Origin of the sequence: Halorussus lipolyticus (assembly GCF_029338375.1) — an archaeon.
In the GTDB taxonomy this organism is placed as follows: domain Archaea; phylum Halobacteriota; class Halobacteria; order Halobacteriales; family Haladaptataceae; genus Halorussus; species Halorussus lipolyticus.
Genome location: NZ_CP119804.1, coordinates 2,389,171 through 2,410,349, shown reverse-complemented (window position 1 = coordinate 2,410,349; position 21,179 = coordinate 2,389,171). Strand labels below are relative to the sequence as shown.

General features: G+C 61.5%; 17 protein-coding genes and 1 tRNA gene. 7 read left to right on the top strand and 11 right to left on the bottom strand.

The window, feature by feature from the left end; translation table 11 throughout:
* Nucleotides 1–29: 29 nt before the first annotated feature.
* Nucleotides 30–2,921 carry a leucine--tRNA ligase gene (gene leuS, locus P2T57_RS12190; RefSeq protein WP_276299489.1) on the top strand — a complete coding sequence of 964 codons (2,892 nt, stop codon included), beginning with the start codon at nucleotides 30–32 and terminating at the stop codon, nucleotides 2,919–2,921.
* A gap of 57 nt (nucleotides 2,922–2,978) precedes the next feature.
* Nucleotides 2,979–3,239, top strand: a complete 261-nt coding sequence (locus P2T57_RS12185; RefSeq protein ID WP_276299488.1) for a DUF7535 family protein — start codon at nucleotides 2,979–2,981, stop codon at nucleotides 3,237–3,239.
* Nucleotides 3,240–3,404: 165 nt separating this feature from the next.
* Here the strand turns inward: P2T57_RS12185 and P2T57_RS12180 are convergent, their stop codons facing one another.
* From P2T57_RS12180 to citZ, 7 genes are all read right to left on the bottom strand, one after another.
* Nucleotides 3,405–4,400, bottom strand: coding sequence for an ornithine cyclodeaminase family protein (locus tag P2T57_RS12180; protein WP_276299487.1), 996 nt, complete (start codon nucleotides 4,398–4,400; stop codon nucleotides 3,405–3,407).
* Nucleotides 4,401–4,633: 233 nt separating this feature from the next.
* The gene (gene thsB / locus P2T57_RS12175) at nucleotides 4,634–6,292 is read right to left on the bottom strand and encodes a thermosome subunit beta (protein ID WP_420028495.1); all 1,659 of its coding nucleotides are present in this window, start codon (nucleotides 6,290–6,292) and stop codon (nucleotides 4,634–4,636) included.
* A 313-nt stretch (nucleotides 6,293–6,605) separates the two neighbouring features.
* Nucleotides 6,606–6,687: transfer RNA gene (locus P2T57_RS12170), tRNA-Ser, on the bottom strand.
* Nucleotides 6,688–6,873: 186 nt separating this feature from the next.
* Nucleotides 6,874–7,083 carry a DUF7981 family protein gene (locus P2T57_RS12165; protein WP_276299486.1) on the bottom strand — a complete coding sequence of 70 codons (210 nt, stop codon included), beginning with the start codon at nucleotides 7,081–7,083 and terminating at the stop codon, nucleotides 6,874–6,876.
* 1 nt (nucleotide 7,084) lies between these two features.
* The gene (locus tag P2T57_RS12160; protein ID WP_276299485.1) at nucleotides 7,085–7,465 is read right to left on the bottom strand and encodes a Rid family detoxifying hydrolase; all 381 of its coding nucleotides are present in this window, start codon (nucleotides 7,463–7,465) and stop codon (nucleotides 7,085–7,087) included.
* Nucleotides 7,466–7,823: 358 nt separating this feature from the next.
* Nucleotides 7,824–9,035 carry a threonine ammonia-lyase gene (ilvA, locus tag P2T57_RS12155; protein ID WP_276299484.1) on the bottom strand — a complete coding sequence of 404 codons (1,212 nt, stop codon included), beginning with the start codon at nucleotides 9,033–9,035 and terminating at the stop codon, nucleotides 7,824–7,826.
* A 467-nt stretch (nucleotides 9,036–9,502) separates the two neighbouring features.
* Complete coding sequence (citZ, locus tag P2T57_RS12150) at nucleotides 9,503–10,642, bottom strand: citrate synthase (RefSeq protein ID WP_276299483.1); 1,140 nt, start codon at nucleotides 10,640–10,642, stop codon at nucleotides 9,503–9,505.
* A 111-nt stretch (nucleotides 10,643–10,753) separates the two neighbouring features.
* On the opposite strand from citZ, the gene P2T57_RS12145 reads away from it, so the two are divergent.
* The gene (locus P2T57_RS12145; RefSeq protein WP_276299482.1) at nucleotides 10,754–11,971 is read left to right on the top strand and encodes a potassium channel family protein; all 1,218 of its coding nucleotides are present in this window, start codon (nucleotides 10,754–10,756) and stop codon (nucleotides 11,969–11,971) included.
* A gap of 26 nt (nucleotides 11,972–11,997) precedes the next feature.
* On the opposite strand, the gene P2T57_RS12140 is transcribed toward P2T57_RS12145, so the two are convergent.
* The 4 genes from P2T57_RS12140 to P2T57_RS12125 form a co-directional block, all read right to left on the bottom strand.
* Nucleotides 11,998–12,336 (bottom strand): DMT family transporter, encoded by a 339-nt coding sequence (locus P2T57_RS12140; protein ID WP_276299481.1) that lies wholly within the window; start codon nucleotides 12,334–12,336, stop codon nucleotides 11,998–12,000.
* Between the two features lie 112 nt (nucleotides 12,337–12,448).
* On the bottom strand, nucleotides 12,449–12,736 hold the full coding sequence (locus P2T57_RS12135; protein WP_276299480.1) for a DUF7536 family protein: 288 nt from the start codon (nucleotides 12,734–12,736) through the stop codon (nucleotides 12,449–12,451).
* A 377-nt stretch (nucleotides 12,737–13,113) separates the two neighbouring features.
* Nucleotides 13,114–13,998, bottom strand: a complete 885-nt coding sequence (locus P2T57_RS12130) for a metallophosphoesterase family protein (RefSeq protein WP_276299479.1) — start codon at nucleotides 13,996–13,998, stop codon at nucleotides 13,114–13,116.
* A gap of 66 nt (nucleotides 13,999–14,064) precedes the next feature.
* Nucleotides 14,065–15,393, bottom strand: a complete 1,329-nt coding sequence (locus P2T57_RS12125; protein ID WP_276299478.1) for an MFS transporter — start codon at nucleotides 15,391–15,393, stop codon at nucleotides 14,065–14,067.
* 299 nt (nucleotides 15,394–15,692) lie between these two features.
* On the opposite strand from P2T57_RS12125, the gene P2T57_RS12120 reads away from it, so the two are divergent.
* The 4 genes from P2T57_RS12120 (at nucleotide 15,693) to P2T57_RS12105 (ending at nucleotide 21,177) form a co-directional block, all read left to right on the top strand.
* The gene (locus tag P2T57_RS12120) at nucleotides 15,693–17,735 is read left to right on the top strand and encodes a hypothetical protein (protein ID WP_276299477.1); all 2,043 of its coding nucleotides are present in this window, start codon (nucleotides 15,693–15,695) and stop codon (nucleotides 17,733–17,735) included.
* A gap of 280 nt (nucleotides 17,736–18,015) precedes the next feature.
* Nucleotides 18,016–18,693, top strand: coding sequence for a hypothetical protein (locus tag P2T57_RS12115; RefSeq protein WP_276299476.1), 678 nt, complete (start codon nucleotides 18,016–18,018; stop codon nucleotides 18,691–18,693).
* A 714-nt stretch (nucleotides 18,694–19,407) separates the two neighbouring features.
* Nucleotides 19,408–20,088 (top strand): DUF7504 family protein, encoded by a 681-nt coding sequence (locus P2T57_RS12110; protein ID WP_276299475.1) that lies wholly within the window; start codon nucleotides 19,408–19,410, stop codon nucleotides 20,086–20,088.
* 132 nt (nucleotides 20,089–20,220) lie between these two features.
* The gene (locus P2T57_RS12105) at nucleotides 20,221–21,177 is read left to right on the top strand and encodes a succinylglutamate desuccinylase/aspartoacylase family protein (protein ID WP_276299474.1); all 957 of its coding nucleotides are present in this window, start codon (nucleotides 20,221–20,223) and stop codon (nucleotides 21,175–21,177) included.
* The last annotated feature ends 2 nt before the right edge of the window (nucleotides 21,178–21,179 follow it).

Sequence of the window (21,179 nt, the reverse complement as noted above, 5' to 3'; positions counted from 1 at the left end):
TTTTAGTCGGGAGTTCACTACCGTAGGGTATGAGCTACGACCCGCGGGAAATCGAGACGAAGTGGCAGGACCGCTGGGCACAGGAGGGCCGGTACGAGGTGGACCCCGAAGACGAGGAGGCCACCTTCATCACGGTCCCCTATCCCTACCCCAGCGGCGGGATGCACATCGGCCACGCCCGGACCTACACGGTACCGGACGTGTACGCCCGATACCGACGCCTACAGGGCGACAACGTGCTGTTCCCCATCGCGTGGCACGTCACGGGCACCCCCATCATCGGCGCGGTCGAGCGCCTGAAGAAGGGCGAGGAGGACCAACTTTCCGTCCTGAAAGACACTTACGAGGTCCCCGAGGACACCCTGTCGGACCTCGAAACACCCATGGGCTTCGCCCGCTACTTCATCGAGGAACACTACAAGAAGAACATGAAGTCGTTGGGGCTGTCCATCGACTGGCGGCGCGAGTTCACCACCAACGACGACCGCTACTCGAAGTTCATCACGTGGCAGTACCAGACCCTCAAAGACCGCGGCCTGCTGGAGAAGGGCCTGCACCCGGTCAAGTACTGCACCGAGGAGAAGAACCCGGTCACGACCCACGACCTGCTGGAGGGTGAAGAAGCCGAGTTCCAAGAGTACACGCTGGTCAAATTCGGTTGGGATAGCGAGGCGCGAAGCGCCTCGGACGCGAGCGGTGACGAACCGCGAGCGACTGTCACGGTCCCGATGGCGACCCTGCGCCCCGAAACCGTCTACGGTGTCACCAACGCCTACATCGACCCCGACGCCGATTACGTCGAGGCCACCGTGGAGGGCGAACGCTGGTTCGTCTCGGAGTCTGCCGCCGAGAAGTTCCGACTCCAAGAGCGCGACATCGAGGTCCACGACCACTTCGCCGGCGAGGAGTTAGTCGGCGAGCGCGTCACCAATCCCGTCACGGGCGACGACGTGCTGGTCCTGCCCGCCGACTTCGTGGACGCCGACAACGCCACTGGCGTCGTGATGTCCGTCCCGGCCCACAGCCCCGACGACTGGATGGCTCTGCAGGAAGCGAAGCAGGACGACGCTCGGATGGAGGAGTACGGCATCGACCCCGCCGAAGTCGAAGCCATCGAACCCAAGGCCATCATCGACGTCGAGGAGTACGGCGAGTTCCCCGCAAAGGATGCGGTCGAAGAACACGGCATCGACTCGTCGGACGACCCCGCGCTGGAGGACGCCACCCAAGAGGTCTACAACCGCGAGTTCCACGGCGGGCGTCTCAAGGAGATGTACGGCGACTACGCGGGCGAAGTCGTCGAGGACGTGCGCGACGAACTCAAGGCCGACTTCGAGTCCCGCGGGTCGTTCGACTCGATGCAGGAGTTCAGCGAGGAGGTCATCTGTCGGTGCGGCGGCGACGTAGAGGTCGCCAAGCAGGAAACGTGGTTCCTGCGCTACAACGACCAAGACTGGAAGGCCAAGACCAAGCGCGCGGTCGAACAACTCGACGCCATCCCGGAGAACACCCGCGAGCAGTACGACCACACCATCGACTGGTTGAACGAGTGGCCCGCCATCCGGAACTACGGGCTTGGCACCCGCCTGCCGTGGGACGAGGAGTTCGTCATCGAACCCCTGTCGGACTCCACCATCTACATGTCCTACTACACCATCGCCCACCGCCTCGAAGACGTGCCCCCCGAGGAGATGGACCGCCACTTCTTCGACACCCTCTTTTTCGGTCCCGAGGAGGTCGAAAATCCCGACGAAACCGCGCTGGAACTGCGCGAGGAGTGGGACTACTGGTACCCGGTTGACTACCGGTGTTCGGGCAACGACCTCATCAGCAACCACCTGACGTTCTTCCTCTACCACCACGCAGAGCTGTTCGAGGAACCCAAGTGGCCCCAAGGTATCACCGTGATGGGTATGGGCCTGCTGGAGGGACAAAAGATGTCCTCCTCGAAGGGTCACGTCGTCCTACCGAGCGAGGCCATCGAGGAGTACGGGTCCGACACGGTTCGGTTCTTCCTGCTGAACTCCGCGGAACCGTGGCAGGACTACGACTGGCGGGCCGAACAGGTCGAGAGTACGCAGGACCAACTGGGTCGGTTCTGGACTCGCGCCCAAGAAATCATCGAGGGCGACGAGGGAGAGAAGGAACTCAAGCACATCGACAACTGGCTCCTGTCGAAGCTACAGGATACGGTCCGCGACGTGACCGACGCGATGGAGAACTTCGAGACGCGCTCGGCGAGTCAGTCCGCGTTCTACCGCTTCGACGAACACCTGAAGTGGTACCGCAAGCGCGCCGACTTGGACCGCCCCGGTGCGAAGTGGACCCTCCGAGAGGTCCTGCGGACTCGCCTGCGCCTGCTGGCTCCCTTCGTCCCGTTCATGGCGACCGAACTCCACGAGCAGTTGACCGGCGACGCCATCGCCGAGGCCGAGTGGCCCGAACCGGACCCCGAGTTCGAGTACGACCGCGTCGAGTTCGAGGAGACGCTGGTCGAGGACCTGACCGAGGACGTGCGCGACATCGTGGACGTGACCGACACGAATCCCGACACCATCCGGGTCTACGTCGCTGGCGACTGGAAGCGCACCGTGCTGGAAGAAGTGGTCGAGTCCGGTCCCGACGTGGGCGCGGTCATGGGCAAGGTCATGCAACACGAGGGACTCCGCGAGCGCGGCAACGAGGTCAACGACCTCGTGCAGGAACTGGTCGAGTTCGTCCGCGAGCGCCCCGACGACGAGGTTGAGGTCATGGCCGACGTGAGCGACCGCGAGCAGTCGGTCTACGACAACGCTCGGGCCTTCTTCGAACGCGAGTTCGACGCCGAGGTCGAAATCTACACCGAGGGCGAGGACGCCTACGACCCCGCCGACAAGGCCGGGAACGCGGTGCCCTTCCGCCCGGCGATTCATCTGGAGTAGGTCGGTAGCCGTCGCCGCCACAAACGCTTATCTCTCCGGCCGTCGATACGTCTGTGCATGAGTGGGGATTCCGACGACGGAGACGACAGCGTGGTGCCCGAACCGGCGAAGAAGGTCGTGCGGTCGGTGACGCCGGCCTACCGCGGTCGGCCCGACGCCGAGATGACGACCATCGGCATCGCGTACTTTCTCGGACTGGTCATCCTGCTGATTCCGTTCTTGCCGTTCATCGTGGTCGTCTGGGTCATCTCGAAAATCACGGGCTACTTCGCCCGGAAAGCGCCAACCGAGGAGTTGCCGGGCGGCGGGTCTCGGTAGCGCGCTGGCGTCTCGGACAAATACGAACCCTCGTCAAACAATCACTCGTCCTGATAAAAGAAATATATACATATATTTAATATTGGTAAATATTGCTGATGCACGCCGCGACTGGGCGCGGCGGCGCTGACAGTACCCGCTCTCACGATACCTGCGACGGTCGGACTACTGGGTGCCGGTGCCGATGAGGTCGAAGGGGTAGCCGTTGTCGTTCTCGTCGGCGTGTTCGTAGACGACGTGGGCGGCGGCAACGTCCTGAATGGCGAGACCCGTGCTGTCGAAGACGGTGATGCCGTCCTCGTCGGTGCGGCCCTCTAAGTCGGCGACCACGATGTCGCCGACTTCGCCGTAGATGTCGTCGTCGGTCAGGACGCCCTCGTGGTACGGGACGTTGATTTCGCCCGAGTGGGTGGTCTGGGCGTGGTCGTCGATGACCAGTTTGGCGTCCAGCAGAATCTCGTCGGCGAGTTCGTGCTTGCCCTCGGCGTCAGCGCCCATCGCGTTGACGTGGGTGTGTTCGCCGATGGCCTCGCGGGTGACGATGGGGTCCTCGACCGGCGTGACCGTCGAAAGCACGTCACACTGGGCGGCCTCCTCGATGGAACCAGCGCGCACCTCGAAGTCGTCCTCGAAGTACTCGATGAAGTCGGCGACGCGCTCCTCGTCCAAGTCGCTGACGACGACCTCAGAGATGGGTCGGACCTCCGAGATGGCTTCGAGTTGGGTGTACGATTGGACGCCAGCGCCGATGATTCCCATCGTCGTCGCGTCGTCGACTGCGAGGTAGTCGGTGGCGACGGCGGCGGCCGCGCCGGTCCGCTTCATCGTGAGTTCGGTCCCGTCCATGATGGCCAGCGGGAAGGCGGTCTCGGGGTTCGAGTAGACCATCGTACCCATCACGGTCGGCAGGTCGAAGTTCTCGGGGTTGTCGGGGTGGACGTTGACCCACTTGATTCCGGCGGCGTCCCAGTCGTCGGCTTCGAGGTAGGCCGGCATCGACCGGAAGTCCCCGTTGTACTGGGGCAGGTCGATGTAGGACTTGGCTGGCATCTGGGCGTCTCCTCGGGCGTAGGCCGCGAAGGCGTCCTCGACTGCTCGGATTACGTCCGGCATCTGCGTGTTCTCGTCTACGGCGTCCTGATTCAGCAGGAGCGTGTCCATACGTGGCTGGTGGTCCCCGCGGACACTATAAACTATCTAAAACCCGCGAATCGAGCAACGTTCGCCCGTCAGTTGACCAATCGGTCGGCGACTCGAAGGCAAGAAGCAGGAACTCGGAAAAAGCGGATTCGTGGTGTCAGACGACAGCACGCGATTCGACGCAGAGGTCGGTCGGTGCGGCGGCGTTCGGTTCGCCGGTCGGTGGAACGGCGGAGAGAGGCTTAGGGCCTATCTCACATTGCGCCGCCCATGCCACCCATACCGCCCATGCCGCCCATGCCGCCGCCGGGGCCGCCTGCCTCGTCGTCGCCCTTGTCGGTGGACAGGTCACCGGCGGAGATGATGTCGTCGATTTTGAGCACGAGGTTCGCGGCCTCGGTGGCACTGGAGACGGCCTGCTCCTTGGCGTGGGCAGGTTCCACGACGCCCGCGTCGAGGGTGTCCTCGACTTCGCCGCTGTGGACGTTCAGGCCAGCGCGCTCGTCGCCGTTCTCGTGGGCCGAGCGCAGGTCAACGAGGGTGTCGATGGAGTCCAGACCCGCGTTCTCGGCGAGGACGCGCGGGACGAGTTCGAGCGAGTCAGCGAACGCCTCGACGGCCAGCTGTTCGCGGCCGGAGACGGAGTCGGCGTAGTCGCGGAGGCGACTGGCGACTTCGACCTCGATGGCACCGCCGCCGGAGACGACGCGGCCGTCCGAGACGGTCTGGGCCACGACGTCGAGGGCGTCGGTGACGCCACGTTCGAGTTCGTCAACCACGTGGTCGGTCGAACCGCGCAGGAGGAGGGTGACGCCGTGACTGTCCTCGCCTTCGACGTAGAACAGTTCGTCGCCCTCGTCTCGGGTCACGTCGCCCGTGCCGAGGTCGTCGGCCGAGGCGCTGTCGAGGTCCGAGACGACGCTCGCGCCGAGGACTTCCTTGAGGAAGCCGATGTCGGACTTCTTGACGCGGCGGACAGCGAGGATGCCTTCCTTGGCGAGGTAGTGCTGGGCCATGTCGTCGATGCCCTTCTGGCAGAACACCACGTCAGCGCCGGTCTCGACGATTTTGTCGACCTTCTCGCGGAGCTGTTGCTCCTCTTGGTCGAGGAAGTTCTGAAGCTGGTCGGGGTCCTCGATGTTGACGCTGGTGTCAACGTCGGTCTCCTCGATTTCGACGGCCTCGTTGAGCAGGAGGATGTCGGCGTCCTCGGCGCTCTTGGGCATGTTGTCGTGGACGGGGTCCTTGCTGATGACCGCGCCCTTGAGGAGTTCGGACTCGCCCGCGGCGCGACCGGTCTGGGTCTCGGTCTTGACGTATTCGAGGTCGACCGTACCCTCGACAGTGACCTGCTGGACCGCGTTGACGATGATTTCGCTGAGGGCTTCCTTGTTGAGTTCCGCGCCCTTGCCGGTCATGGAGGTCTCGGCGACCTTGCGGAGGAGTTCCTCGTCGTCGGTGTCGATGTCCTCGGCGACGTTGTCGATCTCCTCGCGGGCCTTCTCGCTGGCGAGGTGGAAGCCTTTGATGATGGCAGTCGGGTGGATGTCCTGCTCGAGGAGGTCTTCTGCGTTCTTGAGGAGTTCGCCCGTGACCGCGACGGCCGTGGTGGTGCCGTCGCCGGCCTCGTCTTCCTGCGTTTCGGCGACCTCGATAATCATCTCGGCCGTCGGGTTGTCGATGTCCATCTCCTTGAGGATGGTCACGCCGTCGTTCGTGATGGTCACGTCGCCCATCGAGTCGACGAGCATCTTGTCCATCCCTTTGGGTCCGAGCGTCGAACGAACTGCATCAGCGACCGCACGGGCGGCGCTGATGTTGTGTTCTTGGGCGTCCTTGTCCTTGACGCGCTGGGACTCCTCGGACATTACGATCATCGGCTGGCCTTGCATTCGCTGTCCTCGCTGACTCATAGTACACCTCAAGATATGATTGTGGTTCTATATAAATGTTTGCTTGTAAGCGGTGTGGTAACATGCTGTATCGTCCCACGTCGCCGTGGTGAATCGCGGGTTAGAAACTCGATGGCGGGCGATTCTCTGGGAATCGTTCGCACAGGGTGGGCGTGGGTCCGGTCCTCGGCGACACCGGGATTTATATACTATTACTCCGGCCTTGGAGGCTTCGTGTAAACCATAGCGCGCGTGGCGAGGGGAAAATAACGGTCGGACGAGAGAAACAGCAAGATACCGAAGCGCGGCGCTTTCCGGTTAGCAATCGAAGAAACGCCAGGACAGGGATTTGAACCCTGAATCCCGTAAGGGAACACGCTTTCCAGGCGTGCGCCTTACCGTTCGGCCATCCTGGCTCGTGCGAACGTAGTTCCGTCGTGCGTTTAAAGCCTTCCTTTTTCTTTCGCGCCGGGTGGCGTGTCGAAGCCACGCCGCGGTCCGGCGGCTCTGCTGTCGTCGTCCTCGCCGAAAGACAACTTGCTATATTTCTCCCACTGCGAAGCAATCCTAAAACAAACAATTAGTTGTTCTTCGGGCGCACGCTACCTGACCAGTCGGCCCTCGGCCAGATACGCCAATCCGGACGCGCCGAGGCCCACGGCCAGCGCCGTACCGAACTTGACCCCGACCGGGTAGCGATACCCCGTGGCGAGTTCGTACCCCTGAAGCGCGACCAGAAACGCGAACAGGCCGACCAGTCCCCAGAGGAGACTCGCCTTCACCCGAGGACGCACCGTCACCTCCAGCGCCACGCTACTCGCTGGTGGCGATGGCCTCGATTTCGACGCCGACGCCCTTCGGGAGGTTGCCCGCCTCGACGGCGCTCCGGGCCGGCGGGTTGTCTTGGAAGTACTCCTTGTAGGCCTCGTTCATCTCGTCGAAGTCCTCGATGTCGTCGAGGAAGACGGTGACTTTCAGGACGTTCTGCATCGTCAGGCCCTCCTCTTCGAGGATGGCCTTGACGTTTTCGAGGCTCTGGCGCGTCTGGACCGCAATCTCCTCGTCGTCCAGCAGGTCCCCGTCGGGGGTCATCGGAATCTGGCCCGCGGTGAACACCATGTCGCCGTTGGTCGTCGCCTGACTGTACGCGCCGACCGCTTCCGGCGCATCCTGCGTGCTGATAATTCGCTTCATATTCGTATCATTCGCGCTATGGCACTTAAACGTAGGCGGGACCGACTGAGGGGAGTCGTTCTTGAGTAGAGTGTCGTACAATTTCGTAGAGAAACGTCGGTATCGAAAGCCCTCGCGCGGTTCGCGGTCACGTGAGGGGTGGCGGCGCTCCGCGCTGTGACTGGCGAGCGGTGGAACCGCGAGCGAAGCGAACGTGATTTCGGAAGACGCGGGTTGTCTTCCGGCGGTCGCCCTTTCAGTCCGCCGAGGGAGTTGGTTGATTCACCGAGCGCGCCCTGTCAGTTGATTCGTCGGACGCACCCGAGACCGGCAGTTCTCCCGAGCTGTGGGGGAGGACGATTTAGCCGTCTCAGCTGTTTTACCCAAGCACTTCCACGTCGAAGCCCTCATCGCGGAGCGCAGAGAGGAGTTCCTCCACGTGGTCCTGTCCCCGAGTTTCGAGGTCCAACTCGACTTCCGCGGCGTTCATGGCGATGTCGCGCGAGGTCCGGTCGTGCTGGATGCCGTAGATGTTGGCCTGCTGGGCCGAAATCACGTCCAGCAGGTCGTCCAGCGCGCCGGGCCGGTCCTTGAGGACGGTCCGAATCTTGACGTACCGGCCGGTCTCGACCAGTCCGCGCATCACGACGGTCGTGAGGGTGTTCATGTCGATGTTGCCCCCGCAGAGGGCCGGCACGATTACCTCGTCGTCCTCGTAGTCGAAGGCGTCCGACAGCAGGGCGGCGAGCGCGACTGCACCGGCACCCTCCACCAGCGTCTTGGCGCGTTCGAGCAGGAGCGTCAGCGCGACGGCGATTTCCGAGTCCGAGACGGTGACGATTTCGTCCACGCGCTCTCGGATGACCTCAAACGTCTGCTCGCCGATGCTCCGGGTGGCGATGCCGTCCGCGATAGTGTCCACCGAGTCGAGGGTGTGGACCTCGCCCTTGTCGAGCGAAGTCGCCGCGCTGGAGGCCCCTTCAGCCTGCACGCCGATGACTCGGGCGTCGGGGTTCTGTTCTTTGACTGCGGTTGCGATGCCCGCGATGAGACCGCCCCCGCCGATGGGGACGACCACGGTGTCGAGTTCCGGCAAGTCCTCCATGATTTCGAGGCCGATGGTGCCCTGCCCGGCCATCACCATGTCGTCGTCGAAGGCGTGGACGTAGGTTCGGCCCTCCTCGTCCTCGATTTCGTGGGCCTTCTCCGCCGCTTCGTCGTAGTCGTCGCCGTGGAGGACCACCGTCGCGCCGTAGTCCCGCGTCGCCTTGATTTTCGAGATGGGCGCGTTCTCGGGCATCACGATTTTGGAGTCCACGCCGCTTTTCGTCGCCGCCAGCGCGACGCCTTGGGCGTGGTTGCCCGCACTCGCCGTGACGACGCCGGCAGATTTCTCGTCGTCCGAGAGCGTCTTGATGCGGTTGGTCGCGCCCCGAATCTTGAACGACCCGGTGCGCTGGAAGGTCTCCAGTTTCAGGTGGACCTCCGCGCCGGTCATGTCCGAGAACGTGTGACTGTAATCGAGAGGTGTCCGCCGGGCGGTCTCCTCGACTCGCACCCGCGCGTCGAGAACGTCCGAGAGGTCTATCATACCGAAATCTAACCGCGGTGTCTCTTTAACGCTTTTTCAAACGCAGTCCCGGTCACTGCGTCTCGAATACTTACGACTACCGGGTTCGGAACAGGGGGGAAAGGGGGAAGTGGGCGCGAAGCGTGTGACGCGCATTTGGTTTGTGTCACGGCAGGCACTTAAAGCCACCGTGCATGGGGTGAAAGTAAAAACGCAAGAGGGCGTCGGGGTGCCCTCAATGTCTGACGGATGGCACACGCAGATGTCTGACGTAAAGCTGACGGCCGATTCCTTCGCTATTTCCGACACACGCAAGCAAAATTTATAGATAATTATCACTCTCGACGCTATCGCTTCTCTTGGACCACCAGTTTATTTCCAGCAGTCGATATAGTCGCGGCTATCGAAAATTCGTCTATACAAAATCTCTACCGACCCAAGAAACCTATCGTTGCCTTTCCCAAGGAAAGAGGTTGTTTTCGGGGGTTCTACCGCTCGCTAATCGGCACCCAGTCCTCCTGCTTCGACCCCGTGTACTTGGCCCGAGGCCGAATCAGGCGGTTGTCGTCGTACTGTTCGAGGACGTGGCCAATCCAGCCACCGACGCGGGACATGGCGAAGATGGGGGTGTAGAGGTCGATGGGGATGCCCATCTGGTAGTAGGTCGAGGCCGAGTAGAAGTCCACGTTGGGGGCCAGACCCTTCTCGTTCTGCATGTACTCCTCGATTTCGACCGACATCTCGTACCACTTGGTGTCGCCCGCGGCCTCGCCGAGTTCCTCGCTCTTCTCGCCGAGAATCTTGGCGCGGGGGTCCTTGACGTTGTAGACGCGGTGGCCGAAGCCCATGATGCGCTCGCCGCGGTCCAAGGCGTCGTCAACCCACGTCTTGGCGTCCTTGCCGCTCTCGTCCAGTTCCTTCAGCATCTTCATCACGTTGGCGTTCGCGCCGCCGTGGAGCGGTCCGGCGAGGGTGCCGACTGCGCTCGTGACCGCACTGTGGAGGTCCGAGAGCGTCGAGGAGGTCACCATCGAGGAGAACGTCGAGGCGTTCAGGCCGTGGTCGGCGTGGAGGACCAACGCCATGTCGAACGTCTCGGCCAGCACGTCGTCTGGCTCCTCGTTGTTGAGCATGTAGAGGAAGTTCTCGGCGTGGCCGAGGTCCTCGCGGGGTTCAACCGGGTCGTTCCCGTTTCGGATGCGCTTGAACGCTGACACAATGGTCGGAATCTTCGCGGTGATGCGCTGGCCCTTCCGGAGGTTGACCTCGCGGTCGGTGGGTTCGGCCGACGAGTCGTCGCCGTCGTAGGCCGAGAGCATCGACACCGCGGTCCGGAGCGCGGCCATCGGCTCCTCGTCGGCCTCGGCGAGTTTCCGAACCGTGTCGAGGACATCCTCGTCGAGTTCGCGCTCGCCAGCCATCGACTCGGAGAAGTCGGCGAGTTCGTCTTCTGTGGGCAGTTCGCCGTGCCAGAGCAGGTACAGCACTTCTTCGTAGCTCGCTTTCTGTGCGAGGTCCTCGATTTCGTAGCCGCGGTAGATGAGGCGACCCTCGTCGCCATTGATGAAGCTGAGTGCTGATTCTGCGACGACGACGCCCTCCAACCCTTTCTTGACCTCTTCTGACATACCCTGATACTTCTCGGCAAGACCGGAAAAGGATTATCTTTCCTTTCCGTTCCGGACAGTTCCCATCCAACCCTACGAATGCTTTTGTCGGACGCCACACAAGGTTTCGGTATGGACCTGTCCGGCGGTGAGGTCGAGTACGAACCCGTCAGCGTCAAGGCGGTGCTGGCGGAGATGAAAGACACCGCCGAACTCCTCATCGACTTATCCTTTTCGGCGGTCCTCAACGGGAGCGACGACATCGCCCGCGAGGTGCTGGACCTCGAAGCCCGGATGGACGTGCTACAGATGCAGGCTCGGATGAGCCTCCTGATGGCCGCCAGAAGCCCCGAGGACGCCGAACAGCTGGCTCCCGTGCTGGGCGTGGTCGGCGCGGCGGAGAAAATCAGCGACGCCGCGGGCGACATCGCCAAGGTCGTCTTGGAGGACATCGGCCTGCCCGACGCGATGCGGACGGCACTCCCCGAGGCCGCCGAGACGCTGGTTCGCGCAGAAGTCACAGACGGCTCTGGCCTCGGAAACCGAACCCTCGGCGGCCTGAACGTCGAGACCGAGACCGGCGTGCGCGTCATCGCCATCCGACGCGACGACGACTGGATTACCAACCCCGACCGCGACACCGAACTTCGAGTAGAGGACACGCTTCTCCTCCGGGGTCCCGACGAGGGCATCGCGGACCTCTACCGGCGCGCGACCGGCGAAACCTACGACCCGCCGGACCCACCGGAACCCGGAATCGAGGACTTGGAGCGCGCCGTGGACTCCATCGTGCTGATGAAAAACATCAGCGAACTCGCGGTGGACTTGGCCTACGGGAGCGTCCTGTTCGACAGCAAGGACGTGGCCGAGGAGGTGGTCGAACTCGAAGCTGAGGTCGACGCTCTCCAATCCAGATTCGAGGCGTGGACGCTCCGCGCCGCGGCCCGCGTCGAGGACCCGGTGTCGCTCCGGGGGCTAGTCCACCTCGCCAACGCCACCGAGGTCATCAGCGACGCCGCGGTCGAAATCAGCGAGGGCGTCCTGCGGGGCCTCGGAACCCACCCGGTCGTCGAGCAGGCGGTCAAGGAGAGCGACGAGGTTATCGTCCGTCTGACGGTCGCGCCGGACAGCGAGTTCGACCGCGTGACGCTTGGCGACCGGGCGGTCAAGACCGAGACCGGGATGCGCGTCATCGCGGTCCGGCGCTCGGCCGACGGCGAGCGAGATTGGGTGATTCAACCCGGCCCCGAGACGGAACTCCGCGCTGGCGACGTGTTCATCGCCAAGGGAACCCGGTCGGGCGCGGAGCGGTTGGCCGAGTTGACTGGGGCGGAGTCCTCGGTTGAGTAGGGCGGTCGGTTCGCGGTTCCGTCCCGCTAGTGCGCCGGTGAGTACGACTCCGAGAGAAGGTTCAGAACGAGGACGCCGCCGATGATGAGCGCCATGCCGACGACTCCGGCGAGGTCGATGGTCTCCTCGAAGAACGCGACGCCGACGAGCGCGGCGGCCACGATACCGACCGCGGACCACGTCGCGTACACGAGGCCTATCGGTAGCTCTTGGAGGGTGAGACTCAGGAGGTAGAACGACCCGACGTAGCCGACTACGACCACGAGTGTCGGGAGGACGTTCTCGAATCCGTCCGAAAATTTGAGCGCGGTCGTGCCGGTGACCTCGGCGGCGATAGCCGCGCCCAGATACAGGTACTCTCGCATAGGCGACACGACTTCTAGCATCGATTTAATGTTTACTTTCTGAATATGGGGGAGAACGTATCCGCGTCGGAGTTTTATGCTGACGAATCTCACGCTGAGGCGGTCTCTACTGCTACTCATCCAGCCGCGGTCCGTCACGTAACCCTTCCTCTTTCGCCAACCGGTACGCCGACACGAGCGTCAGCACCGTCGTCGCCAGCGCGCCCAGCGTCGTGAGCAAGACGAACCCCAGACCCAGATAGTAGGGCGTCGGCTGGCGCGTCCCCGGCAGGAAGACGAACAGCGAGAGGACCCCCGCGGTAACGAGGAGAGCGAACGCGAACCCGCGAATCGCGTTCTGGCGGACGTTCAGCGCCGCCGCGAAGTTGGCTCGCGGTCGGTCGGGGACGCTCTCGGACACGTCCGAGGGTTAGGAGCGCCGGATGAAAGGCGCGTCGGTTCTTCGCACTTAGAATTGTTTTGTTGTGCTTAAGAATCAATCGTATTGCTCTAAACGCGCTAGCTCAATCTATAGCCGAGAGAGCTAGCTTCAGGCTCGAACGTCGCCGTCTTCCGCACCGCCTCGAACCTCGTCCTCCCCATCCTCCTCGCTTCGCTCGTCCCTCGCGCGCGTTGCTCGCGCGCGCCGAGAGCAAAATATAACCTGCCAAACTTTCAACCGCCGATTTCGCCACGACTGTTTACCGACAGAGGAGTCTGCCGTTCAAGCACCAGCACGCCGACCTCCAGCAGGAACGGTACGCCGGAACGATGGCGATGACTCGCGGGCGGGAATGGTCACTCACCGTGCCGAGCGTAGCTGAATCCCTCGTCGTAGTCCACGGTCGCCACGCCCTGATAGCCCAGATTCAGGAGGTGGACGGTCTCTCCCTCCTCCTGAAGCGTCTCGTAGACCGGATTGTGCGAGTGCCCCGAGAGGCCGACCGCGGGCCGGTGGACCCGGAGCGCGAGTTTGAGCGCGAGCGACCCGACGTGGAGGTCGTCCAAGTCGGCCTCGCGCTCGCCGAGCGAGTGGTGCCGGTCGAGTTCAGTCCCGTAGGGCGGCACGTGGCTCAGGACCACCGTCGGCGACGAGGCCTCCTCGAACAGGGCGTCGAGTCGGTCGTAGGTCTCGCGCAGTTCCGCCAGTTGCTCCGCGAGCGTCGGGCGCTCGTCTCTCGTAATCCCCAGTTTGTCGGCCACGTCGCGCTCGGTCGCGTCGGTCGTGACGAACTCGTAGGTCGCGGTTTCGAGGCGTCGTGCGTTTCGGTCGGCGGCGTGACGCCGGTCGCCCGAGGAGGTCCGCGGGTCGAGCGCAGAATAGTCCCGGCAGGTGACTTCCGGTCCGGCGTCGAACTCCTCGCATCCCCACCCGAGGAGGTCCACATCGCCAACCGAAACCACCTCGTCGTGGAGGACGCTCGCTCCCGAGACGCCCTCGACCATCGCTCCGTGTTCGCCGGCCGGGTCGTGGTTGCCGGGGACCGTGTAGACCGGGACGCCGAGGTCGGCGAGTTCGCCGAGGAGGTCCCGGCCCGCCCTGAGGTCCTCTCGGCCGGTGCGATGGACGACATCGCCGACCGTCACCACGGCATCGGTCCCGGCCGGTAAGCCGAGTCGGTCGTAGTCCGGCGACTCGCCCGTGGGCTTGACGTGGGTGTCACCGAACGCTAACAGGCGCATCGTAATCGTCTCGACAGAGCGAGGGCATAACTCTTTGCCGGGTTTGTGACACGTCCCCACTGGTTCCTACCGATACGCCGGCAACTCCTTTCCGAAGACGAGGAAGTAGCCCGTTCCGACCAGTCCGATTACGGTCGCCAGTCCGAACGCCAACTGCGGGCCGGCGGGCGAGAGGCCGTAGAGCCACCCGCCGATGGCCGCACTCGGGATGACTACCGCGTTCCGCGCGAGGTAGTACGACCCGACGACGCGGCCCCCGGCGTTCTCCTCGGCGGGGCCGACGATGAGCGCCTTGTGGGCCGGAAGGCCGGCGAACCGGAGACCCGAAATCCCGAACAGAAGCGTGACGAGCGCGGTCTCCGACACCGAGATACCGGCCACGGTCAGGCCGCCTTCGGGCGCGTTGACCAACAGCGCCGGGAAGACGGCGTAGACGACGAACCCGAGCGCGACGACCGGTTTGAGACCGAACCGCCGGGCCGCCTTCGAGACGGGAATCATCACGACCAGCGCGACGGCCATCTCGACCGCCAGCAGGACGCCGAAGAAGGCCTCCGGGCCGAGATAGCCGACCACCGGCAGGGTCGCGCTGACCGCCAGCACGTTCGCCACCACGAGGACGACGAAGACGTAAATCATCCCGTTCGCAAACCTGACCAGCGTGTCGCCGACCAGCAGGGGTCGCAGGACCTCGGGCATCTCCCGGAGGTCGGAAACCACCTGCTCGACGCCCTCGAAGGACGTGCCGAAGGAGTCCTCGCTGGCGTCGTACAGCGTGTGCTGAGCCACGGTCGCCAGCAGGCCGAACCCGGCCGCGACCGCCAGCACGTACCGGAAGCCGACGCCGAACTCGTACATCGCCAGCAGGCCCGCCGCGACGAGCGGACCGAGGAGAAACGCGGTCCGGCGAAAGGTCTCGGTACTGGCGAAGCCAGTGGCTAGCTCCTCGGGCGGGACGCTCTGCTTGACGATGGCGAACGTCGCGCCGAGACCGAACGATTTCCACGCCTGAGCCAGCAGGAGACCGACGAAAATCCACGCCCACGCCGGAACCGGGAGCGCGCCGAAATTCGGCGCGAGGAACCACAGCAGAAACCCGACCGTCGAGGCCAGACCGAACGCGGTCAGCGCAGTCCGGGACCCCACTCGGTCAGAGATGGCTCCGCCGGGGTAGGGGTAGACCGCGCCGATGAGATTGCCCAGACTCCCGTAGAGACCGATGACGAGGCTCCCCGCGCCCAGAAATTCGAGGTACCGACCCATGTACCGACCGGTCATCTGAAACCCGAGGCTGAACGCGAACATCGCCAGCGAGAGGACCAGCACGTCGCGCTCCAAGGCGAGAAACTGCCGGAAGGCTGAGAGAGGGTCCGCTTGCTCTCGGTCGGTGGCCATGTGCGAGTGATTGGCTGGAGATGGCAAAACTCCTCGGGGATGTGGTGTCGAAATCGTGATGAGAGAGCTGTCATGCTTATCGCAAATGAACGGCACTCGACAACCTGTGTATGTACTATAAAATTGAAAATATTTCTTTAGGACTTTTTTGTACGTCTTCAAGGCCATTCGGTGAGTAGTCGTCTTGGTACGACTCAGTATGCGCTCGACTCTCCTCGAAACTCCGGGTCGTTCGCAAATCCGTCAAGCGCGAACGTCTGGGTGGTGTATAAGTATTTTCAATTAATAGTCGTCTGTCAATGAAACCCGAATTCACGACGCTTGTTGACCCAGACGGGATTCGGCTTACGGACCCCATTGAGCGCACGCAGTTCGACCTCCACACATCTTTGGCCGTGTCTCTCGAAACGTCCGATACGGACTCGTTCTATTTCCCAGTTGATACAGCAGTTGCGATTCGGACGGACTCACTGTGGACGACCAAAGGTCTCGACGTGTACGTCCGCGATGCCGACGGTAACATGGTCGGTCAGTCCAGCGGTGGGTCCGAACTTGACCTTTCGACCGACGTGTACAATCTGGAACTCGCCAACACGCAGATGAAGGTCTATCTGGCCGTCGAGAGCGAGGTCAGTATTTCGGGGAGTACCGAATCCGTCGAGATTTCGTTTGGCGGTGAGACGCGCGTCGAGGTCGGTGCGCGCTCGCTTCACGAGACGCCAGCGGGGACAATTACGGTACCTGACGATACTGGTGCGATGATGGACGCGGTGTCCCTGCTCGGCTCTGCGCTCAAGACCACGACGTGCGAACGGTCGTTCCCGACGCTACGTGGTCATCCACCGCTTCTCGAACCCGGCGAGGAGTTCGCCGTCGAGGGGGACATCGTTCGACCGGAGACGGGGGTGACAATCGAGGTTCCGGAGGAGCGCGAGTCGATTTACGCCGTCGCGCCGTTGGCGTTCTACCTCGGGGCCGACGTGGTACCGGGCGAGGACCCCCGACTCGTCACCGACAGTTTCGCTCACTCGCTGGATACGCCCGATGGTCTCGAATCGGGGGTCAAGCGCGTCCTCCAGCAGGTGTTCTTCCTCGACTGCGTGACTCGTACCGAGGGCTACTACGAGGTGGACCTCCACGAGCGCCAGCAAATCGAACCCGACGTTGACCTCGATTTCGAATCGCTCTACGACGCGTCGCTGGCCGAACAGGTCGAGCGCTACCTCGAAATCCCCTTCGAGGTGGTCGAACCCCACCTGCCGAAGTGGAAAGTGACGATGGACGTGTCGCCGACCCACGAGAACGTCGCGGTCCTCTCGTTCGCCGCGGACGAACTCGCGTTCGTCAGATGCCCCGACGAGCCGGACCCCTCGGAAATCGACCCGGAACCGGCAGAAGTAGAGGCCTTCTACCGCTCGGTCGGCGAGGACGCCCCGTCCGTCAACGACGTGGTTCAGCCAGAACCGACCGATACCATCGAACACGTCTGGGTCGGCGACGAGATGCCACTCGGCGCGAGCAAGGTCACGCCGGAGGTGCTGAAGCGCAGACTCGACGTGACGCCGGAACACCACATCTCGGTGGACGTGGTGTGTAACGACGACCGGATGCGCGAGGAGGACGTGGTTGGCGACATCTACGGGACGCGGGACCTCTACGATTTCCGGGTGTCGCTCCACAACGACTTGACGACCGCAGAATTACGCGAACTGCTGGAGTCGGGGACGGACTTTCTGCACTACATCGGACACGTTGACGACTCCGGGATTCGGTGTATCGACGGAATGCTCGATGTCGAGACCATCGAGGAATCCGGTGTTCGCGGGTTCTTCCTCAACGGTTGTCGCTCGTACGAGCAGGGCGAGAAGTTGGTCGAGAAAGGAAGTCAGGTGGGTGTGGTGACGGTGACGAAAGTTGGGAACGAACCAGCTACCGAAGTCGGACGTGGTTTAGCACGCCTACTTAATTATGGGTTCCCAATGCAGAATGCCCTGTCAGTTGTTACAGATGTTCACTTTCCAGATAGACAATATGTCGTAATCGGAGATGGTGGTCAGGAGCTAGTCAAACCGAAGTGTGGAATGCCAACAATTATTAAAACAGAACGAAATGACGAAAAAATCACAACAACAATCGAAATGTCTCCTACGGTCAAGTCCTCGTTAGGCATGCTCACATCCACAAGAATTGATGGAGACGTGATTGAGTTGCTTGGTTCTGCAGTCTTTCAGATTAATCTCGATGAAGAGTCTTTAGATGAGTTTTTCAAACTCGAAACATTCCCGGTAAAATTTGGAGGCGATATTTATTGGGCGGATGAAATCAGCATTGACGATATTTAAGGTCCAGGATTAGCACACGTGGCACAACCTGACTCAACTAGCTCCATCGTGTACAAGCCAAGAGAAAATATAACCCCTATTATCTTCGGATGGAATTTCAATGACCTAAGAATTCGGTTCTTGACCATATTTCAGGGTGTACTGCTGGCCACAAAATATTTTCCTTAAAACACATAGTGAAAGAACCATCTTTGTGGTTTTTGATGAGTGGTACAACTAACTGCGCGAGGAGGACGTAGTTGGCGACATCTACGGGACGCGGAACCTCTACGATTTCCGGGTGTCGCTCCACAACGACCTGACGACCGACGAACTGCGGGACCTGCTGGAGTCGGGGACGGACTTTCTGCACTACATCGGGCACGTTGACGACTCCGGGATTCGGTGTATCGACGGAATGCTCGATGTCGAGACCATCGAGGAATCCGGTGTTCGCGGGTTCTTCCTCAACGGTTGTCGCTCGTACGAACAGGGCGAGAAGTTGGTCGAGAAAGGCAGTCAGGTCGGCGTAGTGACGCTGACGAAAATTGGCAACGAACCGGCGACTGAGGTGGGGAAGAAGTTAGCGAGGTTGTTGAATCACGGCTTCCCAATGCAAAGTGCCCTGTCGGTGGTTACTGATGTGAATGCCCCAAACCGGAAGTACGTTGTTGTTGGCGATGGTAGTCAGGAACTAATTGAATCGCAATGTGGGGCACCCGCGATTATAAGCCCAGAAAAGATTGGAGACGAAATTTCGCTGAAAATTCAGCCGTATCCGACGATTAATGCGACGATAGGGGCACTTCAGACGACACAGATAAATGACTTAAGAATACACTCTATTAACTCTACTATTCTTGAAGAACAACTTAGCCGCGAATCCCTCAATGAGTATTTCGAGAATGTTAAGCATCCAGTACAGTCTGGTGCGGGTGTTCTCTGGCCTGAGGAAGTTTCTGTGGACGAGGATTTCTAGGGGCCGGGATTAGTACACGTCGTACAACTCAACTCAATTAGTTCCATCATGTACAAGCTAAGAGAAAATACACCACCCGTTATTCTCGGATGGCATTTTAACGACCTGAGAATCCGATTCTTAACCATATTTCAGGGTCTATTGCCGACCACAAAATATTTTCCTTAAAACACCTTCGCAGATGAGTCATATATGCGGATTATCGGCCCTACGAGTAGGCCTAACCGTCACGAATCAAATAGGGGGTCTCAGAAAGGCAAAAATCGCTGACGAAGAGATTCATTCTGTCAATTCTACTGTTCTTGAGGAAGAATTCGACAAGGAGTCGTTTACCGAACTTCTTGATGCTTGAGACACCCCCGTATACTTTTATGAAACGATTTTCCGGCCTAATGAGATTTCAGCCGAGAAAATCTACGGTCCCGGAGTTTCGCAATAAAAACAACCTAGTGGCTCAGTCAACTGAAATACGTAAAAATTGAGAGAGAAAACCACTCCAAGGACTCCCGGATGTCGTTCTAACCACTTTCTCGCCCATTTTTTGGCCATATCTCAGAGTGTAGAGCATGGTAAAAAACACTTTCTCTACATATTAGTTTAAGAACCTTTGTAGCTCTGTCCTCCCTTGCCGTGCCGATTTCCTATACTAGACAAATTTAAACCTAGGCTGAAAGTAACAAATTTTAAATTATACTAATTCATCTATAAACGCAAATGAACATGAACGACGCAGATTCCCCCGGCGAGGCCTTCCGCAGGCATCTCTCCGGATTGAAAAACTGCGGTTGCAATCTCTTGGTCACTGGCGATGTCCGCGAGGAGGTCTCCCATCGAATGACCCAAAAACTACTGGGCGCGCCTGAACTACCCCGAACGCGAATTATCGGTCTCACCGACCAAGACCGGGCAGACCTGCCCAACCTTCTACCCGACGACATTGCACCGACAGACGAGGACGTCCTCGTGGTGGACCACGGGTGCGGAACGCGGGCCGCGGACGTGGCGGAGTCGCCGGGCACAGTTGCCGGGAACTGGAACCGCCGGGGAATCGACGACCTCCAACTGACGATTTGCAATACGTTCACGACGGCGAAAAACACCAACTCCGGGTTCGACTCTGCGGAACTTCGCTTCTCGCTGTTCACGCTCTCGTACCTCGTCAGCCAGCACGATATTTCGACGGTCGAGCAATTCGTCAGCGCGGTCGGCGACCACGTGCGGAGCGTCTCGGGCATGGGTCACTACCACCTGCCGCTCGCCGACGACTCCGAGACCGTCCAGCGTCTCGCTCCGCAGTTCGACGCCCGAATCGAACTCCGAGAAAAGCGAGGACTCCCGGAACAACGCTGGCACTTCCCCGAGTTAGACGCGCCGACCGCGTGGACGGGACTGTAGGCAATCGGTCGTTCGGGGTGAATCCTCGCTGTTCACTTTGTGGCTCGTTTCTGTTCTCGCACTCCGGTATCGCTGATTCACGCTTCGCCGAGACCGAACCGCTAAAGGGCGTGTAGGCGTCGGTTATGGGTAATGAAGACGCTCGGAACGGCGAGTTCTGCGCCCGGAGAGATGGACACCGGGCGGTTGCAGGTCGGCGAAACGCGCGACGGCGGCGACTTCGGTCTGCCGGTCGCGGTCATCAACGGCGCGGACGACGGCCCGACGCTGTACGTACAGGCGGTCAGCGACGGCGACGAACTGAACGGTCTCGGGGTCCTCCAGCGTGCCATTCCCCAAATCGACCCCCACCGGCTCTCGGGCACGATTCTCGTGGTCGGCATCGTCAACTACCACGCCTTTCAGGTGGCCGAACACCGCAACCCCATCGACGACACCAAGATGAATCGCACCTACCCCGGCGACGAGTCGGGGACCTCAAGCGAGCGCATCGCGGCGGCCACCTTCGAGGCGGCCTCGCGGGCCGACCTGATTTTGGACCTGCATCAAGGCTCGACCAGCCAGATGCTCAACGAGGTCCGGGTCAGGTGCGGCCAGCGCCACCGACTCCACGACGAGTGCATGGAACTCGCCAAGGTGTTCGGATGCGGCCACATCTTGGACCAGAAGGGACCGGACGGCCAACTCGCCCGCGCCGGACCCGACGAGGGCATCCCGACCATCGACCCCGAACTCGGCGGATGCGTCGGGTGGGACGAGGAGAGCATCCAATACGGCGTCTCGGGCCTGTTCAACGTCCTGCGCTACTACGGCTTCCTCGACGGCGAGGTCACGCTCGACGCCCAAGTCCGGGCCACCGGGTTCGACCGCTACGGGTCGCCCTCGGGCGGCCTCGTCCGGTTCCGCAAGGACCTCGGCGACGTGGTGGAGGCCGGCGACGTGATATTCGAGGTCACCGACCCCTTCGGGAAGTTGAAGGCCGAAGTCACGGCCGACGACCACGGCGTCTTCTGGCGCTCGCGGCGACTGCCCCAAGTTGCGACCGGCGAGTACGTCTGCTCGGTCGGAACCAACGTGGACGAGTTCTGAGC

What these genes read in the sequence shown, in the direction of transcription:
- P2T57_RS12120 (WP_276299477.1), top strand. Translation starts at nt 15,693, where the DNA reads ATGAAACCCGAATTCACGACGCTTGTTGACCCAGACGGGATTCGGCTT.
- P2T57_RS12130 (WP_276299479.1), bottom strand. Translation starts at nt 13,998, where the DNA reads ATGCGCCTGTTAGCGTTCGGTGACACCCACGTCAAGCCCACGGGCGAG.
- ilvA (WP_276299484.1), bottom strand. Translation starts at nt 9,035, where the DNA reads ATGATAGACCTCTCGGACGTTCTCGACGCGCGGGTGCGAGTCGAGGAG.
- citZ (WP_276299483.1), bottom strand. Translation starts at nt 10,642, where the DNA reads ATGTCAGAAGAGGTCAAGAAAGGGTTGGAGGGCGTCGTCGTCGCAGAA.
- thsB (WP_420028495.1), bottom strand. Translation starts at nt 6,292, where the DNA reads ATGAGTCAGCGAGGACAGCGAATGCAAGGCCAGCCGATGATCGTAATG.
- P2T57_RS12185 (WP_276299488.1), top strand. Translation starts at nt 2,979, where the DNA reads ATGAGTGGGGATTCCGACGACGGAGACGACAGCGTGGTGCCCGAACCG.
- P2T57_RS12110 (WP_276299475.1), top strand. Translation starts at nt 19,408, where the DNA reads ATGAACATGAACGACGCAGATTCCCCCGGCGAGGCCTTCCGCAGGCAT.
- P2T57_RS12160 (WP_276299485.1), bottom strand. Translation starts at nt 7,465, where the DNA reads ATGAAGCGAATTATCAGCACGCAGGATGCGCCGGAAGCGGTCGGCGCG.
- leuS (WP_276299489.1), top strand. Translation starts at nt 30, where the DNA reads ATGAGCTACGACCCGCGGGAAATCGAGACGAAGTGGCAGGACCGCTGG.
- P2T57_RS12145 (WP_276299482.1), top strand. Translation starts at nt 10,754, where the DNA reads ATGGACCTGTCCGGCGGTGAGGTCGAGTACGAACCCGTCAGCGTCAAG.
- P2T57_RS12140 (WP_276299481.1), bottom strand. Translation starts at nt 12,336, where the DNA reads ATGCGAGAGTACCTGTATCTGGGCGCGGCTATCGCCGCCGAGGTCACC.
- P2T57_RS12125 (WP_276299478.1), bottom strand. Translation starts at nt 15,393, where the DNA reads ATGGCCACCGACCGAGAGCAAGCGGACCCTCTCTCAGCCTTCCGGCAG.
- P2T57_RS12180 (WP_276299487.1), bottom strand. Translation starts at nt 4,400, where the DNA reads ATGGACACGCTCCTGCTGAATCAGGACGCCGTAGACGAGAACACGCAG.
- P2T57_RS12105 (WP_276299474.1), top strand. Translation starts at nt 20,221, where the DNA reads ATGAAGACGCTCGGAACGGCGAGTTCTGCGCCCGGAGAGATGGACACC.